15 protein-coding genes are annotated in these 17,573 nt (G+C 57.9%); 7 read left to right on the top strand and 8 right to left on the bottom strand.

Annotation, left to right across the window (positions count from 1 at the left end):
• Positions 1 to 38 precede the first annotated feature (38 nt).
• Positions 39 to 650, bottom strand: a complete 612-nt coding sequence (locus Q0903_RS05780; RefSeq protein WP_299413645.1) for a sugar transferase — start codon at positions 648 to 650, stop codon at positions 39 to 41.
• A gap of 18 nt (positions 651 to 668) precedes the next feature.
• Complete coding sequence (locus Q0903_RS05785; RefSeq protein ID WP_299413648.1) at positions 669 to 1,493, bottom strand: NAD-dependent epimerase/dehydratase family protein; 825 nt, start codon at positions 1,491 to 1,493, stop codon at positions 669 to 671.
• A 127-nt stretch (positions 1,494 to 1,620) separates the two neighbouring features.
• Between Q0903_RS05785 and Q0903_RS05790 the strand changes: the two genes are divergently transcribed.
• Positions 1,621 to 2,730, top strand: a complete 1,110-nt coding sequence (locus Q0903_RS05790; protein ID WP_299026344.1) for a polysaccharide biosynthesis/export family protein — start codon at positions 1,621 to 1,623, stop codon at positions 2,728 to 2,730.
• Between the two features lie 83 nt (positions 2,731 to 2,813).
• Here Q0903_RS05790 and Q0903_RS05795 read toward each other — a convergent pair whose 3' ends face one another.
• The 4 genes from Q0903_RS05795 to ade all read right to left on the bottom strand — a co-directional run bounded on the left by Q0903_RS05795 (position 2,814) and on the right by ade (position 7,317).
• Complete coding sequence (locus Q0903_RS05795) at positions 2,814 to 3,104, bottom strand: HU family DNA-binding protein (protein ID WP_299026347.1); 291 nt, start codon at positions 3,102 to 3,104, stop codon at positions 2,814 to 2,816.
• A gap of 138 nt (positions 3,105 to 3,242) precedes the next feature.
• Positions 3,243 to 4,712, bottom strand: coding sequence for an AMP nucleosidase (locus tag Q0903_RS05800; protein WP_299413651.1), 1,470 nt, complete (start codon positions 4,710 to 4,712; stop codon positions 3,243 to 3,245).
• Positions 4,709 to 5,524: a hypothetical protein gene (locus tag Q0903_RS05805; protein ID WP_299413654.1), complete on the bottom strand. Its 816-nt coding sequence runs from the start codon at positions 5,522 to 5,524 to the stop codon at positions 4,709 to 4,711. Before Q0903_RS05805 ends, Q0903_RS05800 begins: the two co-directional genes overlap by 4 nt.
• Entirely contained in the window at positions 5,521 to 7,317 is a 1,797-nt protein-coding gene (gene ade / locus Q0903_RS05810; protein WP_299413657.1) for an adenine deaminase, read from the bottom strand. Before ade ends, Q0903_RS05805 begins: the two co-directional genes overlap by 4 nt.
• 48 nt (positions 7,318 to 7,365) lie before the next feature.
• Here ade and Q0903_RS05815 point away from each other — a divergent pair, with 48 nt between their 5' ends.
• The 6 genes from Q0903_RS05815 (at position 7,366) to Q0903_RS05840 (ending at position 14,237) form a co-directional block, all read left to right on the top strand.
• On the top strand, positions 7,366 to 7,791 hold the full coding sequence (locus Q0903_RS05815; protein WP_299413659.1) for a VOC family protein: 426 nt from the start codon (positions 7,366 to 7,368) through the stop codon (positions 7,789 to 7,791).
• A 64-nt stretch (positions 7,792 to 7,855) separates the two neighbouring features.
• Positions 7,856 to 8,611 (top strand): class II aldolase and adducin N-terminal domain-containing protein, encoded by a 756-nt coding sequence (locus Q0903_RS05820; RefSeq protein WP_299413662.1) that lies wholly within the window; start codon positions 7,856 to 7,858, stop codon positions 8,609 to 8,611.
• 44 nt (positions 8,612 to 8,655) lie between these two features.
• Positions 8,656 to 9,816, top strand: coding sequence for an acyl-CoA dehydrogenase family protein (locus Q0903_RS05825; protein ID WP_299413665.1), 1,161 nt, complete (start codon positions 8,656 to 8,658; stop codon positions 9,814 to 9,816).
• A 282-nt stretch (positions 9,817 to 10,098) separates the two neighbouring features.
• Entirely contained in the window at positions 10,099 to 12,114 is a 2,016-nt protein-coding gene (locus Q0903_RS05830; protein ID WP_299413668.1) for an acetate--CoA ligase family protein, read from the top strand.
• A gap of 11 nt (positions 12,115 to 12,125) precedes the next feature.
• Complete coding sequence (locus Q0903_RS05835) at positions 12,126 to 12,905, top strand: carnitinyl-CoA dehydratase (protein WP_299026369.1); 780 nt, start codon at positions 12,126 to 12,128, stop codon at positions 12,903 to 12,905.
• A gap of 72 nt (positions 12,906 to 12,977) precedes the next feature.
• The gene (locus Q0903_RS05840) at positions 12,978 to 14,237 is read left to right on the top strand and encodes a glycosyltransferase family 4 protein (RefSeq protein ID WP_299026374.1); all 1,260 of its coding nucleotides are present in this window, start codon (positions 12,978 to 12,980) and stop codon (positions 14,235 to 14,237) included.
• 16 nt (positions 14,238 to 14,253) lie between these two features.
• Here Q0903_RS05840 and Q0903_RS05845 read toward each other — a convergent pair whose 3' ends face one another.
• Positions 14,254 to 16,323, bottom strand: a complete 2,070-nt coding sequence (locus Q0903_RS05845) for an FAD-dependent oxidoreductase (RefSeq protein ID WP_299413672.1) — start codon at positions 16,321 to 16,323, stop codon at positions 14,254 to 14,256.
• Between the two features lies 1 nt (position 16,324).
• A complete protein-coding gene (locus Q0903_RS05850) occupies positions 16,325 to 17,563 on the bottom strand; it encodes a Tm-1-like ATP-binding domain-containing protein (protein WP_299413674.1) in 1,239 nt (412 codons plus the stop codon).
• Positions 17,564 to 17,573: the final 10 nt, after the last annotated feature.

Genomic DNA, 17,573 nt, shown 5'->3' on the forward strand with positions numbered 1-17,573 from the left:
TTTGATACAGACACACGCGACACCGACGCATTTTTGTCTCACGCGCGGCGGAACAGATTAGCAATCGTCTGGAACACCAGATCAAAATCATAACAAATGCTTTGCCGCCGCTGATAGATCATATCCAGCTTGGCTTTGCGCGGCACACAGATACGGCAATAGACATCATCCGTCTGTGCGGCGGTGCTGCACCGCGACAGCAGCCGTTCCTCGTGCTTATGAAACCGGATCGTGGCAAGGCCCGTCACACCGGGACGGGATTTCAGAACTTCGCTATAGATATCGGGGAACCGCTCAACATATTCGCGCAACGGCGGGCGTGGACCTACAAACGACAGATCGCCCCTGAGAATGTTCCAAAGCTGGGGGAACTCATCCAGCCGCTTGGCGCGCAACCGCGCACCTACAGGCGTAACACGCGATGCTTTATGCGCGCCCGATACACCCTGATCTTCGTCAACGACGGTCATTGTGCGGAACTTGATCAAGCCGAAAGACTGCTCGGGCGTCTTCATCCGCTCGGCTACATAAAAGAGCGGCCGCCCTTGTTTGAGATAGATATAAACAACCAACAGCAAGATGACGGGGCCAAGTATAACCACCAGAAGACTGGCAAAAAATAAATCGAATATCCGTTTTTGCCCAGTCATCTCATTTGCCCAGTCATCTTATGTCTTTCCCAGTTTCCACTGCGCAACCATGCCTTGCGCTGTGCACTCGTCAGTTTCGAAAGAATAGAGCCGTTCCAGCGCGGTGGTGTCCAGCGCAACTTCGGCAATCACTTCATCTTGTGGCGCGCGCGCGGTCCATGCCAGCCCCGCGGCATCCAGCAAATCCCCCATCGCGACAACACCGGGCGCCGCGATATTGAGTATGTCCGGCAGCGTCTCGGCATTGCACAATGCATACATCACATGTGCCCAACTCTGCGGCCCGATATAACTACGCCTTGGGGTACCGCCCTCTGGCAGGCGGTCCAGCGCAAAACCTGCGCGCCAGCCTCCCAAAATCGCATCTGCCCCCGCCACATTGCCAATGCGCAAGACGCATACACGGCCCTGACCATGCGCCAGCGCTGCCTGTTCCATCGCGCGCTTTGCGTGACCATAAGTGCTGACGGGCGTGCCTGCATCGCTCTCTAGGTGTGGCCCATCTGCCGCACCATAGACGGCAGCCGATGATGCAACAAACACCCGCACATCTGCGGGTGCCGCATCTATTGCAGCCAAAGCCAGATCAGTGTTCAGCTCCATCGCATCCCCTGTTGCTGCCGCATGGGCCGGAGTGATCCCGGACAAGCAAATCACTACCCCTGCACGCGATACGGCATCTTTAAGCTCTGCTGTCTCCACCAGCGGATCGAACTGGGACAGACCGGCGACAGGCCGCCTGCTCTGACCACATAACTGACCCCCCTCAGGCCAGTGCCGCCACAACATCTGGCCCAGACGTCCATTGGCACCCAGCACCAGCACCGCAGAATCGTCGCGCATATTTGTCGAAATGATTGACCTCATAGCACCATGCAGTATCGTGCGTCTGAGCATTTTCCAACCCGAACCCACTGGATCATTTGGCGGGCAGTCGGGGAGAATAATAATTGAATACATGGTGGGACCGATGGGCAAGCTAGGCAAATACATTCTGTGGATCGCAGTCTGTGCAGCATTATCCGCTTGCGGCAGCCTGCCGCGCGGTGCCGCCATCCAGGCCGAGATCGTCAAGGGCGCCGACCAGCCCGAGGCTGACTTTGCCGTTTACCCGGTTTCCAAAGCGTTCCTGCCCAGCCTGACCGAATGGCCCAGTACGGGCGAACGTCACTATGGCTGGTTGTCGCACAGCCACGGCTCGAACGCGCAAATCATCCGCGCGGGTGACACTTTGAATGTGACGATCTGGGATAGCTCCGAGAATTCACTGCTCATGGCACCCGGTCAGCGCAGCACAAACCTGACCGATTTACGCGTCTCCTCTACAGGTTCGATCTTTGTGCCTTACGTGGGCAAGGTTCGCGTTGCCGACCGCACCCCCGACGGCGCCCGTAGCCTGCTACAACGCCAGTTGGAAGATGTGGCGCCTGGTGCACAGGTACAGCTGTCGATGGCCGAAGGGCGCACCAATTCTGTCGATCTGATCGGTGGCGTACGCAGCCCCGGCAATGTGAAGATGCCCGATCAGGATTTCTCGGTCCTCGCGGCTATCTCGGCAGCAGGGGGCGTGAACGACGCCCTGACAAACCCGCAGGTCAAGCTGGTGCGCGGTCATAAAACCTATCGCACCTCACTAAGCCGCCTTTTTGATAACCCCAAGCTTGATACCCGCTTGCGTGGTGGCGACCGCATCATCGTCGAAAAAGACGAGCGGTACTTCCTGTCCCTTGGGGCGGCAGGCAATGAAAACCAGTTCTCGTTCAACCGCGACAAAGTCTCGGCGCTTGATGCACTGGCTACAATCGGTGGCGTCAACGATGCGCGTGCAAATCCCAAGGGTGTTTTGATCCTGCGTGAATACCCTGCATCTGCGTTGCGCGCAGGGCAGCGCGGGCCGCGCCAGCAGCGCGTCGTCTTTACCATTGATCTGACCACGTCTGACGGGCTGTTCTCTGCACGTAACTTCTTCATCAACTCTGGTGATCTGGTGCTCGCGACAGAAAGCCCTGTGTCCAGCATCGGCGTAGTTGCCGGTCTGATCGGCTCGGCCTTCAGCATCATCAATGTGGCCACCAACTAACACTGAGGGTTACAAGTTCATCCACACAACGAAAAAGGGTCGCCCGACTGGACGACCCTTTTTTAGTTCTTGTCGTGAAAGCCTTAGCCGTTCACGCTGTCCTTCAGCGCCTTCGCGATTGTCATTTTGACAACCTTGTCAGCGTCTTTCTTGAACTGCTCACCCGTCGCAGGGTTGCGGACCATACGCTCGGGGCGCTCACGGCAATAGATTTTGCCAACGCCGGGCAGAGTGACAGCACCACCACCGGATACTTCTTTCGTGATCAGCGCACAAACTGCGTCCAACGCGCCGCCTGCTGCTTTTTTATCTGTGCCCATTTCTTCGGCCAGTGCGGCGACGAGCTGGGTTTTTGTCATTGGTTTAGTTGCCATTTTTAAATCTCCTCGGCTGCCCGAATGTTGGGCCTCATTTGCAGAATGTAACGGTATGTTGATACCAAGCACAACGAATAGTGGAATGATTTCCGCAGAAATACGCGGATTTTTGCGTTTTTTTCGTTCCCCACCCGTCTAGAGGAAGGCCGTTTCGTCAAAAGAGCGCAATTTCCTGCTATGAATCCGCTCAAGCGGCATTCCGCGCAGCTGTTCCATCGCACGGATTCCGATCATCAAATGCCGCGAAACTTGCGTTTTGTAGAAGTCGGACGCCATGCCAGGTAGTTTCAGTTCGCCATGCAAGGGTTTGTCAGACACACACAACAAGGTGCCATAGGGCACGCGAAAGCGGTAGCCGTTGGCGGCGATGGTCGCACTTTCCATATCCAAGGCAACAGCACGCGACTGGCTAAGCCTTTGCACAGGACCGGATTGGTCGCGCAGCTCCCAGTTACGATTGTCAATTGTGGCCACAGTGCCTGTCCGCATCACACGTTTAAGCTCGTATCCCTCCAGCTGGGTCACTTGCGCCACGGCATTCTCCAACGCGATCTGGATTTCGGCCAGCGCGGGGATTGGCACCCAGACGGGCAGATCATCGTCCAGCACGTGATCTTCGCGCAGATAGGCATGGGCCAGAACGAAATCACCCAAGGCTTGGCTGTTGCGCAGCCCCGCACAGTGGCCCACCATCAGCCAGGCGTGCGGGCGTAGCACCGCGATATGGTCGGTCGCCGTTTTGGCATTGGACGGCCCAACCCCGATGTTCACCAGCGTGATGCCAGAACCATCAGCGCGTTTTAGGTGATAGGTCGGCATCTGCGGCAGCTTCAGCGGTGTCTGGATCACCCCGTCGCTTTGCGTGATCTCCTGATCCCCCGTCGAAACAAAAGAGGTATAGCCGCTATCGGGATCAGCCAGCATAGCACGAGCATATTCCTCAAACTCGGTCACATAAAACTGGTAGTTGGTGAACAGCACGTGACATTGAAAATGGTCTGGATCCGTCGCCGTGTAATGCGCAAGGCGCGCCAGCGAATAATCCACGCGCTGGGCGGTAAAGGGGGCCAGAGGGCCGACACCCTCCACAGGAACATACGTGCCATTCACGATATCATCGTTGGTGGTACTCAGGTCTGGTACATCAAACACATCACGCAGGGTGAAATCAGCAGCGCCATCCTGAGGTACAGTCACACCTGCTTCGGCCGTCATGGCGAAATGCAGCGGAATCGGCGTCTCGGACACTCCGATCAGCACAGGCTGCCCGTGGTTTTCAATCAGCAGGCCAATCTGCTGAATCAGATAATTGCGAAACAGATCAGGCCGCGTGACCGTGGTGGCATAGGTGCCAGGGCCAGACACATGCCCAAAGCTCAGCCTTGTATCCACCTGCGCATAGGACGAGGTGGTAAACCGCACCTCGGGATAGAAGGCACGGATGCGAGTGTCGGGCTGGGTGTCCTGCATGGCCTCTGCAAAGCGTTCACGCAAGAAATTAACGGCATCGCTATACAGCGCGGTCAATCGGTCCACAGCAGCGGTGGCATCGGTGAAGGCTTCTGCTTGGGGGGCATCCGGCGTCAGAATCTGGTACTGCTTCATTCTTTGTTATCCTTGCTTTTGAACAAAGAGCCGATCTTGCCCATAATCGTCTCCGAGCTGTCATCGTCTTTGAGGTCTAGCGCCTCAATCGTGCGCATCAATTCCATTTCATAGGCCAGATCAGCTTCGCTCGGTTCTGGTGTGGCCTTGTTGATCCATCGGGCAAAGGGATCACTGGTGGTGTCGTCACCGTATTCAGGGAAATCAGCGATCCCCAGATCACGCGCTGTCGCAGGCATATCAAGGTCGAACCGTTCTTTGAGAAACCCCTGAAACGCGACAGGGAAAACCGGCTGCTCCTCAGGTCCGAAATCTTCAAGGCGCACGACCCCGTGATACTCCAGATAGGCCGCGACAGGAGTAATATCAGACCGTACAAGCGACCCCGGCTCGGGATAGCCCATGGCAAGGAATTGCAACAATACCAGTGGATCATCTGTGATCACCCCAAGGCTGTCATGCCCGATGTGAACGAACTGTTGCTTGCCGTTGTCGTCCAACCAGATTGCGACACGCCCACCATCGCCTGATGTCTCGCCAATCTCGGCAATGCGCGCATCGACCTGCGGGTCGGGCGCTGACCAATGCCCTGTGTAGGGCAAAGTCGTGCCGCCAAATGCCACATGGCTTGCAACAGGATGGTTCTGATGCTCTGGCGGATAAATCAGCAGCGTATGTTCCTCTGGCGCGCCCGTTCCTCGGGTCTGGTGCCAGCCTTGATCCTCCAGCCAGTCAAATGCCGCGATCAACTCGGACGGCAGCGCAATTCCTTCAGGCATCAGCGCAGACAGGTTGGTGGCAAATATCTTCATGACACAATCACATCAATAAATTCAAAGCTGCGCACGTCGACCAGGCCAAGATCGGATATCCGCAATTCGGGGATCACCACCAACGCAAGCAGGCTGTGCTGCATATAGGCGTTGTTGAGCGTGCATCCACAATCGCGCATCGCCTGCATCATTTCGTCCATCTTTGCCGCGACATCGGCGGCAGGGCTATCCGACATCAGGCCCGCAATTGGCAAATCAATCGTGGCCAGCGCAGCACCATCCTTGAATACCGTAATCCCGCCACCAAGACTGCGCAAATGGTTCGCCGCCAGCGCCATCTGGTCGGCATCCGTCCCAACGACAATCATATGATGGCTGTCATGCGCCACGGTCGAAGCCATCGCCATACATCCCGTATACCCGAAGCCTGAGACAAGCGCATTCACGACGCCCCCCGTTGCGCGGTGCCGCTCTACCAGCGCAATCTGTGCCACATCACCGTGGGCGGTCACACGCCCTTCGGTCACAGGCAGCTCGAATTGCAATGCACGCGTCGGCGCCTGATTTTCGACAACACCAATCACATTGGCCGTAACAGCGTTCGCTCCCGCGGGGGCCGTAATCGTAAAATCATCCCCCTCCAGATCACGCGCCATATTCACAGTCTGGCGCGCATCGCGGGGCCAGTCATAATGCGGACAATCTACCAGACACACACCGCCTTCGGCCACGACCTTCCCACGCGCAATAACAGTCTCTATGGGAAGCGTCGTCAGATCCGAACTCAGGATCACATCGGCCCGCCGCCCCGGCGTGAGCGAACCTATCTCACGCTCGAGCCCGAAATGGGTGGCCGTGTTGATCGTTGCCATTTGCAAGGCAATCAACGGGTCACACCCACACGCAATTGCATGGCGCACAACGCGGTTCATATGACCGTCATTTACCAGCGTGGCCGCATGACAATCATCCGTGCACAGGATCATCCCCCGAGGATCAAGACCACGCTTGGTAATGGCAGTAATCTGGCTCTCTACATCATACCAAGCCGACCCGAGGCGGATCATCGCACGCATCCCCTGCCGCATCCGCGCAATCGCGTCCGCCTCGCAGGTGCCTTCATGATCATCCGCAGGGCCACCCGCCACATAGGCCGCAAACGCAGGCCCCAGATCCGGCGAGGCATAGTGCCCGCCCACCGTCTTACCCGCGTTTTGCGTGGCAGCAATTTCGGCCAACATCTGCGGATCAGCACCGATCACACCGGGGAAATTCATCATCTCGCCCAGCCCGATAATGCCCTCCCACTGCATCGCCTCGGACACATCCTGCGCAGTGATGGAAAACCCTGTTGTCTCCATCCCCGGCGCACTGGGCGCACAGGAGGGCATCTGGGTGAAGATGTTGATCGGCTGCATCAAGGCTTCGTCATGCATCATCCGTACGCCTTCAAGACCCAATACATTGGCGATCTCGTGCGGGTCAGTGAACATGCTGGTCGTGCCATGTGGTATCACAGCACGGGCAAATTCGGCGGGGGTCAGCATCCCGCTCTCGATATGCATATGGCCGTCGCACAGACCGGGGATCATATAGCGCCCGTGCGCCTCGATAATTTGCGTATCGGGACCGCAACAGTGATCCGCACTCGGCCCGACAAATGCAATGCGGCCACGGGTAATCGCGATGTCATACTCGGGTAGGGCTTCGCGGGTGTGTACATTGACCCAGATGCCGCCACGAATGATCATTTCGGCAGGCGCGCGGCCCGCAGCAACATGGACCAGATCAGCGGCCACATCGGGCCATGCGGGGAAAGATGCTTGTGTCATGTCCCAATATTCCACAGGGTACGCAGAGGTACAAGCGGGAGGCGCACAATGGAATATGACACAGTAGATGCTGGCGATTTCGGCCGCAGCCTGCGCGGCATGGGCGTGAACCTGCTGGTGCGCGATGTCGCAGCCCAAGTTACCTTTTTAGAAACTGTTTTTAGCATGAAAGCCCACCAGCCCACAGCCGATTTCGCGATCATGACCTATGGCGATCAGGTATTTCAGCTACACAGCGATGGCACGTATCACTCCAACCCGATGCTGGGCCTGCTGCCCGAAACACCCCCCCGCGGCGCAGGGGTCGAACTGCGCCTGTATGAAACAGACCCAGCCGAGGCCTGCACGCGGGCAAAGGCCGCTGGCGGCACAATCTTGCAAGAGCCGACAGACAAACCACACGGCCTGCACGAGGCATACATCTTATGTGAAAACGGATACACATGGGTTCCAAGCAAACGCATCGACACATGACGCAAACAGGATGGACAGGGCGCATTTGGAATGGTCCGTTCAATGAAACGAAAGAGGCTAGAACATGACCGTGACACAGATGAAGCCAAACATGGACCACTGGCAGGAACGCGTCGATCTGGCGGCTGCGTTTCGCTGGACAGCGCGACTTAACATGCACGAAGGGGTCGCAAACCACTTCTCATTGGCAGTGAACGACAGCGGCACACAGTTTCTGATGAACCCCAATCAGGTGCACTTCAGCCGGATCAAGGCAAGCGACATGCTGCTGATCGATGCCGACGATCCCGAAACCTATGAGGGGCCGAACGCACCGGACCCGACAGCATGGGGTCTGCACGGCGGAGTACACGCCGCCTGCCCCCATGCCCGTTGCGTTATGCACGTACATTCTATTTTTGCGACAGTACTGGCCTGTCTCCAAGACAGCCGCCTGCCCCCTATTGACCAGAACTGCTGTACCTTCTTCAACCGCGTGGTGATTGATGAAGACTACGGCGGCCTCGCCTTCGCCGACGAAGGTGCCCGTTGTGCCAAACTGCTGACCGACCCCAAGCAGAAGGTCATGGTCATGGGCAGCCACGGTGTCATGGTGATCGGCGATACGGTGGCCGACACATTCAACCGCCTGTATTATTTTGAGCGCGCCGCCGAGACCTATATCCGCGCCCTGCAAACCGGCCTTCCTCTGCGCCACATCAGCGATGAGATCGCTGAAAAAACAGCGCGCGAGTTGGAGGAATACCCCGAACAGGACGCGCGCCATCTGGCCGAACTCAAGGCGATACTGGATACGGAAAATTCGGACTACGCAGGCTAGGCATCAGCAAGCGGTCCCGACAGAATTAACAGCAGGAAGACAGAATGATTTACGGCCTGACAGAAGAACACGGGATGATCGCCGACACAGTACGGACCTTCGTGGAAAAAGAGATCTATCCCCATGAGGAACTGGTCGAGCGTACCGGCGAAGTTCCCGCCGAGATCGCCCAAGAGATCAAGCAAAAGACAATTGATCTGGGATTCTACGCCTGCAACTTTCCCGAAAGCGTCGGATGTGCTGGCCTGAACCACGTGGAATTTGCACTGGTCGAGCGCGAACTTGGCCGCGGCTCTATGGCGCTGAACCATTTCTTCGGCCGCCCTCAAAATATCCTGATGGCCTGCGAAGGCGAACAAATCGAGCGGTATCTCATGCCCGCAGTGCGCGGAGAGCGAATGGACGCGCTTGCCATGACCGAACCAGGTGCAGGTTCTGACGTGCGCGGCATGAAATGCAGCGCGGTGCGCGATGGTGGCGATTGGGTGGTGAACGGCACCAAACACTTTATCTCTGGCGCCGATCATGCGGATTTTATCATCGTCTTTATCGCAACGGGCGAAGACCAGACACCGAAAGGCCCTAAAAAGCGGATCACCGCGTTTCTAGTCGACCGTGGCACACCCGGCTTTACTATCCGCGACGGATATAAATCGGTCAGCCACCGTGGGTACAAAAACATGATCCTTGAATTTGATGATTGCCGTCTGCCGAACGCCCAGGTGCTGGGCGAAGTCGACGGTGGCTTTGAAGTGATGAACACGTGGCTCTATGCCACGCGCATCACCGTTGCCACGATGAGCGTAGGCCGCGCGCGCCGCGTGTTTGACTACGCCCTGAATTATGCCGCTGAACGCGAACAGTTCGGCCAGAAAATCGGCAAGTTCCAAGGCGTATCATTCCAGCTGGCCGACATGGTGACCGAGATCGATGCCGCCGATTTGCTGACACTTGCTGCCGCCGACCGCTTGGACAAATCACTGCCAGCCAACCGCGAAATCGCCAGTGCAAAGCTCTATGCCAGCGAAATGCTGGCGCGTGTGACAGACGCCGCGATACAGGTGCATGGCGGCATGGGGCTGATGGATGACTACCCGCTGGAGCGGTTTTGGCGCGATGCCCGTGTGGAACGGATCTGGGATGGGACGTCGGAGATCCAGCGGCACATCATCAGCCGCGAGATGCTGCGGGCCTTGGGTGCGTGAAAGGTTTTTCGCCGCGCACGCGCGTCGACGTGGGCGGGGGCCAGCCCCCATCCGTGCTTCGCACAGATTCCCCCGGAGGATTTGTGGCCAGAAAAAATAGGGGGGCCCGTATCAGAGCCCCCCATGAGAAAACAGCGGCGCTATTTCTCCTGGCACGGCCATCGGCCCTCCGGCCTGTTCCGCACCGTCAAAACTGTGCGATTCTAGTTAATATATGGTTATTTTTTCTGGCCATAAATGCTCTCGCCGAAGGCAGGAATCTCTTCTGGAAGGACGGATTGCATGGCGCATGACCTTTCGCGTTTGTTCAGACCGCAGTCTATTGCCGTCGTAGGTGGCGGAGCTTGGTGCGCGCAGATTGTACGCCAATCGCGACGGATGAACTTTACGGGGCGCATTGACATTGTTCATCCGCGAGGTGGGGTGGTTGAAGGTATTGATGCCGTGACAGAAATTGCCGCGCTGCCCCATGCGCCTGACGCCGTTTTCATTGGTGTGAACAGGCATGCTACAGTTGGTGTGGTGCGCGATCTGCAGGCGATGGGTGCAGGTGGTGCTGTGTGCTTTGCCTCAGGCTTCTCCGAGGCAGCGGCAGAGGACGGTACAGCTGCTGATCTGCAGGACCAGCTGATCGCAGCCGCGGGTGAGATGCCTGTCTTGGGTCCCAATTGCTACGGTTTTATCAATGCACTGGACGGCGCGCTTTTATGGCCTGACCAGCATGGGTGCACTCGGGTCGAGCGTGGCGTAGCGATCCTGACGCAGTCTTCCAATATTGCGATCAACCTTTCAATGCAGCAACGTGGTTTGCCTGTGGCCTATGTCGTGGCCTGCGGAAATATGGCGCAAACCTCGCAAGCGCAGATCGCAGCCGATTTGCTGGAAGACCCGCGTGTTACAGCGATAGGTCTACATATTGAAGGCTTTGGCGACCTGACAGCATGGCAGCTTTTGGCAGAAAAGGCTCGGGCCAAAGGGGTGCCGTTGATCGCCCTCAAAGTCGGGCGTTCGGATCAGGCCCAGCAAGCTGCGATATCACACACTGCCTCACTTGCAGGGGGCGATGCGGGAGCTTCCGCGTTGCTTGCCCGTCTGGGGATCGCGCGGGTCTCGGACCTGCCCGTGTTTCTGGAAACCCTCAAACTAATGCATATGGTCGGGCGGCTGGATGCGCCTACGCTCTCCTCGATCAGTTGCTCGGGCGGAGAGGCCAGCCTTGCTGCTGACACTGCCGTTGGATCGGGCCTCGAATTTCCTCCGCTGACGCTGCCTCAGCGCGATGCACTAGCGCAGGCCTTGGGCCCGATGGTCGCACTTAGCAATCCATTGGACTATCATACTTATGTTTGGCGGGATGTTGAGAAGATGACAGCCGCCTGGTTACCTATGGCAGCGCCACATATCGGGCTGACAATGATTATCGTGGATTACCCTCATACGGATGCCTCGGATTGGGACTGCGCAACCCAAACAGCCCTCGCAGTGCGGGCAATCAGCGGCAGACCTGTTGCCGTTGTCGCAACTCTGCCTGAATTGATGCCGGTCGATGTGGCAACACAATTAATGGCAGGCGGTGTTGTGCCAATCAACGGTCTGCGCGAAGCTGTTTCTGCCGCAGCCCTTGCCGCCCGACCTGCCGCCACCCCACAAGCGCCGGTGCTGCTACCTGGCGCAGATCGTGAAACCGGCATGGTCGATGAAAGCGATGCAAAATCAGCCCTAAATGCCTTTGGTTTGCGCGTGCCCCAAGGCGGCGCTGCGAAGGGCATTGATGCCTTGCACGTACAGGCCGCCGAACTGACCGCCCCTTTGGTGCTCAAAGTCACAGGGCTTGCGCATAAATCAGAGGCCGGTGGTGTGCGCATCGGGTTGGATCATGGCACGCTGGCTGAGGCAGCACGCCAGATGCCACAAGGCGATTACCTCATTGAAGAGATGGTCCAAGGCGCTGTGGCCGAGCTGTTGGTCGGTATTGTGCGCGATCCTGCGCATGGCTTTGTCCTGACGCTAGGCGCAGGCGGCGTGCTGACAGAGCTGTGGCAAGACACGACCTCCCTTCTGGTGCCTGCGAGCAAACAATCCGTCGAGTCCGCGCTGCGCAGCCTGCGCATCTGGCCCCTCATCGCGGGATATCGCGGCAAACCCGCTGCCAATCTGGACGCGATCATCGCCGCTGTAATGGCGGTTCAGGACTACGTCATTGCCAATGCTGCCCGCGTAAGCGAGGTAGAGATAAATCCGCTGATGTGCACACCCGATGGCGCAATTGCCGTGGATGCGCTGCTGCGCCAAGCCTGAGGAGAATAACGATGGATGCAATTAAAACACGCCGCGAGGGCGCCATTCTGGAGGTCACGCTGGACCGTCCGAAAGCCAATGCAATTGATCTGCTAACATCACGCGCCATGGGCGAGGTTTTTGCCAGCTTCCGCGACGATCCCGATCTGCGCGTAGCGATCATCACAGGCGGCGGTGACAAGTTCTTTTGCCCTGGTTGGGATCTCAAGGCAGCCGCAGACGGCGATGCGGTGGATGGAGATTATGGCGTCGGCGGTTTTGGCGGCTTGCAAGAACTTCCCGGTCTGAACAAGCCCGTGATTGCCGCTGTGAATGGAATCTGCTGTGGCGGCGGGCTGGAACTGGCGTTGAGCGCGGATATGATCCTCGCTGCCGACCACGCGACCTTTGCCTTGCCTGAAATACGATCTGGCACCGTCGCCGACGCGGCCAGCGTAAAGCTGCCCAAGCGCATCCCCTATCACATCGCGATGGAGCTGCTGCTGACTGGCCGCTGGTTTGACGCGGACGAGGGAAAAGGCTGGGGCCTGATTAACGAAGTCATGCCGGGCGATCAGTTGATGGATCGCGCATGGGAGCTGGCCCGCCTTCTCGCTTCGGGGCCGCCGCTGGTGTATGCCGCCATCAAGGAGATCGTGCGCGATGCAGAGGATGCCAAATTCGCAGATGCCATGAACCGTATCACCAAGCGGCAGTTGCGCAGTGTCGATATCCTCTATTCCTCCGACGACCAGTTGGAAGGCGCGCGCGCCTTTGCGGAAAAACGCGACCCCGTCTGGTCAGGCAAATAGCAGGTATTTGCCAAAGCCGCATGCTTGGGGTTATCTGAAGCTATTTCGATCTATTGAAAGGCGCAACGCGCTATGAATATTATGTTTGTGCACCAGAATATGCCCGGCCAATACCGTGAGCTGGTGCAATGGCTGGCGGCGCAGGGCGGACACACGATCTACTTCCTGACCCAACGACTGAAACCTGCCAAGCTCGACGGGGTCGAGACGCGGATTTACAAACCCCACCGCACGCCAGCCAAAGATGCTTACGGACTCAGCAAAGTCTGGGAGGAAGCAACAGGCGCGGGGTTTGGCGCGGTCATGGCCGCCCAGCAGATCGAACGCGAGGAAGGGTTCAAACCCGACCTGATCGTAGGGCATGTAGGCTGGGGTGAGCTGACGTTTTTCAAACAACTCTGGGCAGATGTGCCGATTATCGGTTTCTTTGAGTATTACTACCGCTTGTACGGCGGGCCAGTGAATTTTGACAAGGAAGAGCCGGTGAACGCCCACACGCCCTTCTTGTTGCAGGCGCGCAATGCAGTGCCTGCCGCCAATATTCTGACTGTTGACCGTGGCCTGAGCCCCACCAAATGGCAGCGCGACTGCTTTCCGCCAGAAATGCACGACAAGATCTATGTCTGCCATGACGGTATTCGCACGGACAAACTGCTGCCCGACCCAAAAGCCGTTCTGAAACTGGGGCGGATTGAAAAACCGGTAGGGCGCGATGATGAAATCGTGACCTATATGGCCCGCAATCTGGAACGCATGCGCGGCTTTCACCAGTTCATGCGCGCCCTGCCCGATATTCTGGAGGCGCGGCCAAACGCACGCGTGCTTGTCATCGGCGGTAACGAGGTGTCCTACGGCGCAAAAAGCAAATCACCCGGCGGCTTGCGCGGCGAGATGGAGGCCGAAGTCGGCCACCGCATTGATTGGAGCCGTGTGCATTTTCTGGGTCAGGTGCCCTATGACCAATACCAGAAAATCATCCAGATCAGCCGCTGCCACATCTATCTGACAATGCCTTTCGTGCTGTCATGGTCGCTGCTGGAAACAATGTCGATGCAGGCTACAATCGTCGCCGCAGACGTAGAGCCTGTGCGCGAAGCAATGACACATGGCGAAACCGGCCTGCTGGTCGATTTTCACAACCCCGCCGCCTTGGCCAAGCAGGTCGTAGAAGTTCTGGAGCGGCCACAGGACTTCGCCCACCTCGGACCCGCAGCGCGCAAGCATGTGATCAAGCATTACGATTTTCTGACCAAATGCCTGCCCGAACATATTGCGGAAATGAACGCGCTGCTGCCACAGGACAAACAGATCACAATGCCGGCAAACACCTAAAAGGCACCCCCATGCCCTAGCGTGCAAACAGCACGGGCGTCTCGCGCTTGTAAATCCCGTTCTCGGGCTCCCCGCCGATGCGTTTGCGCGCCTCGGCATGGCCTGAAAAGACCGCCGCCTGAATAATGCCAGGGGCCAGACAATCGCCGATCCCGCTGACCTTGTCTGTCAGTTCAGGCATGTTCTTTAGCATACCCAGCAACCCGTCAGACGGGTTGCGCACCCCGACCGTAATCAGTGTAGCACCCGCAATTGGCGGCATCTGCGCACCCGTATCACTGCGCGTTACATGCAACGCCGATCCTTGCCATGCCTGCGCCGTGGTGTTGGGATACATATGCACGCCCAGCGCGATCATTTCATCCAGAACACGCGGCGTCTCCAGCGTATAACCCATCCATTCCGCGATGGACGGCAGTGGGCAGACCAAATGCACTTCATGCCCCTTTGACGCCAAATGCGCCGCCAGTACGTTACCCATATAGTAGTGATCGTCGTCATAGATCACGACAGGGCCGTTCACTTCTGCACCGGCCATGATCTCGTCAGGCGTGATCGCATGTTTGGCAAACCCGTCAATAGCGGTAAAGGTTGTGGCCCCTGCACCGCTATTGCACCACTTTGAACCAGTAGCGACAATAATGTTATCCGCCTCGAACTCGGCCACATCTTCGGGCGCAATATCACTTTCGGCATAGAGCGATACATTCGCCATCTGTTGCAATTGGTACAAGCGATAGTCTGCAACCCGCCCCCAAGCAGCCAGCCCCTTCAACGTGCGCTCCAGTCTGACCCGCCCGCCAAACTCGGCCTCCTTTTCGGCAATGGTCACATTGTGGCCCGCCTTGGCCAGCGTCAGCGCACATTCCAGCCCCGCTGGGCCAGAGCCGATAATCAACGTATTCTCGGCCCTTGGCGCCTGCGGGATATTCTCGGGGTGCCAGCCGCGCCGCCACTCCTGACTGATCGTCGGGTTCTGCGTACACATCAGCGGTACGGAATAGGCGTCTGACGACACGCAGACATTACATCCGATACACTCGCGGATGTCGTCAATGCGGCCTTCTCTCACCTTGTTGGGCAGGAACGGATCAGCAATCGACGGGCGCGCCGCACCAATCAGATCAAACACTCCGTTGCGCACCAGCCCCGCCATCGCATCAACAGACGTATAGCGCCCCACGCCAACCACTGGCTTGGACGTCACTTGCTTGACGTAACTGGTGTATTTTTCCTGATGCCCTTCGTCGTCAAACCTTGAGGTGCCGCTGTCACGCGGCCAGCCCGCGACGTTGACATCCCACAGGTCAGGCACCTCGGCCAGAGCTTCAATGACGGCGCGGGCCTCGTTGTCATAGGTCAACGGGCTGCCTGCTTTGAAATCATGGGCAGGTATGCGCACAGCCACAGCCACATCGCCCGCAGCTGCCTCCATCGTGTCTTCAAGAACCTCGCGCAGCAGGCGCAGGCGGTTTTCGAATGATCCGCCGTATTCATCCGTGCGGCGGTTGTACATCGGGTTGAGGAAATGCCAGACCAGCGCCGCATCATGGGCAGCATAGACATAAACCATGTCATAGCCCGCCCGCTTGGCGCGGTGGACCGCGCGCTTGTGGCTTTCGCAGAATTGTTTGATGTCTTGTTTGTCCATCGCTTTGGACTGGATCGGGTTTTGCGGCTTGAGGATACGCATTGACGATGGCCCAAGCACTGGCGTGCCTGTGTCCATATTGCGCGCGCGGATACCAGTGTGGGCCAGCTCGATCGCTGTCAGGGCGCCGTGCTTCTTGATCCGCTCCACCAGCAATGCATGGGATGCAACATCCGTGTCATCCCAGAACTTCTCGATCGGCAGGTTCGAGATGTCCGAGGTTGGGTCAATCTCGGCCAGCTGCATCGAGACGACCCCCCAGCCACCCTCGGCCTTCATTTCGCGCATCCCGATAGAGCCGTTGGGCATCAGCGGGTTATGCCCCGTCGCATGCGGCACCGAGAAAAAGCGATTGGGCGCGGTAACAGGCCCGATCTTTACAGGCTCGAACAGAACATCATAGCGCGCGTCGCGATCGGGGGGGGTGTCTTTCATCTTATGCTCCGGTCTTGATTGTGCCGTCAGCGAGCCATGCGTCGAAGATTTCCAGCGCCTTGTCGGCAAAGGCCTGATCGTTGATGTGGCAGTCCAACTCGGTGAACATGATCGGGTCCCGCATCACGCGGCGCATCTCGTCACAGAACGCGCCAAAGGCTTCGGGGTCATGCGCAGGGCCACCCGCTTTGTCCCACTCCTCGATCCCCTGATTGGTCAGGATCACATGAGCAGGCGTGTCCGACGCTTGCAACCGCTTGGCGATCTCGCGCGCTGTCTCGCGCCGTTCTTCCGCGTTCAAACCGGACGAAACGATCAAACGGTTGTGCGGATGGAATGGACGGTCCTTGTAGCGATCGGGAATTTCCTGCCAGCCCGCAAAATCAATCAGGTCCAGACACCCCGGTGCCACGATTTGCGGAATACCCGCAGCCCCTGCATTCAACATCCGGTCTTCGCCACCGTTAATCACGGACCCCGCCAGCAGGTTCCCCAATTCAGGCAGCGCAAAATCCATCACACATGCAAAACCACCGTTGCGCGCAATACTCTCATACGCCATGCCACCCATGCCCGTGGCATGAAAAATCGCCACATCAAATCCACGTTCCTCCAGCGGGGCCTTCAGCAGTTTCATGTATTTCAGGCAGGAAGATCCCAGCGATGTCATCCCTACCAGCGGGCGGCGGTTATCGGGCATTTCAACCGCGCGCGCCGCACCCAATACAGCCCCCGCCGCTTGCGACAGCGACGCTTTGCACACGGGGTTCAGGCCATAGAGCCCCCCCGCCCACAGAATCATCTGGATATCCGCAGACAACCGGTCCGCAGGAATAATCGGTGAAAACGCTACCGTAGAGACGACGTATTTCGGTACGCCCAGCGGCAAAGCCTGACAGATATCCAGCGCCGCATCCGTCCCCATAGATCCGCCAAGGATGACGACGCCATCGAACCTTCCTTGCGCCTGCAATGCACATGCTAGCGCACTTGCACCATCCGCCATCGCCTGCATGGCGACACTTTCCTCGCCCTGATCTATCAGCGCCTGAATTGTGCTACCGCCCGCCTCGGCCACTTGGTGTTTGGAAACATCCGTGGGCTGTTCAGGATCGCCCAGCACCGAGATATCCATCGTCATCACGCCCCCGCCCAAGGTGCGGATACGCGTGGCCATATACTCAAGCTCGTCGTTTTTGGTGTCGTATGTGCCTACGATCAGAATGGTCTTATCAGTCATATTCTTCCTC

The organism is uncultured Sulfitobacter sp. (assembly GCF_947502895.1).
GTDB lineage: Bacteria > Pseudomonadota > Alphaproteobacteria > Rhodobacterales > Rhodobacteraceae > Sulfitobacter.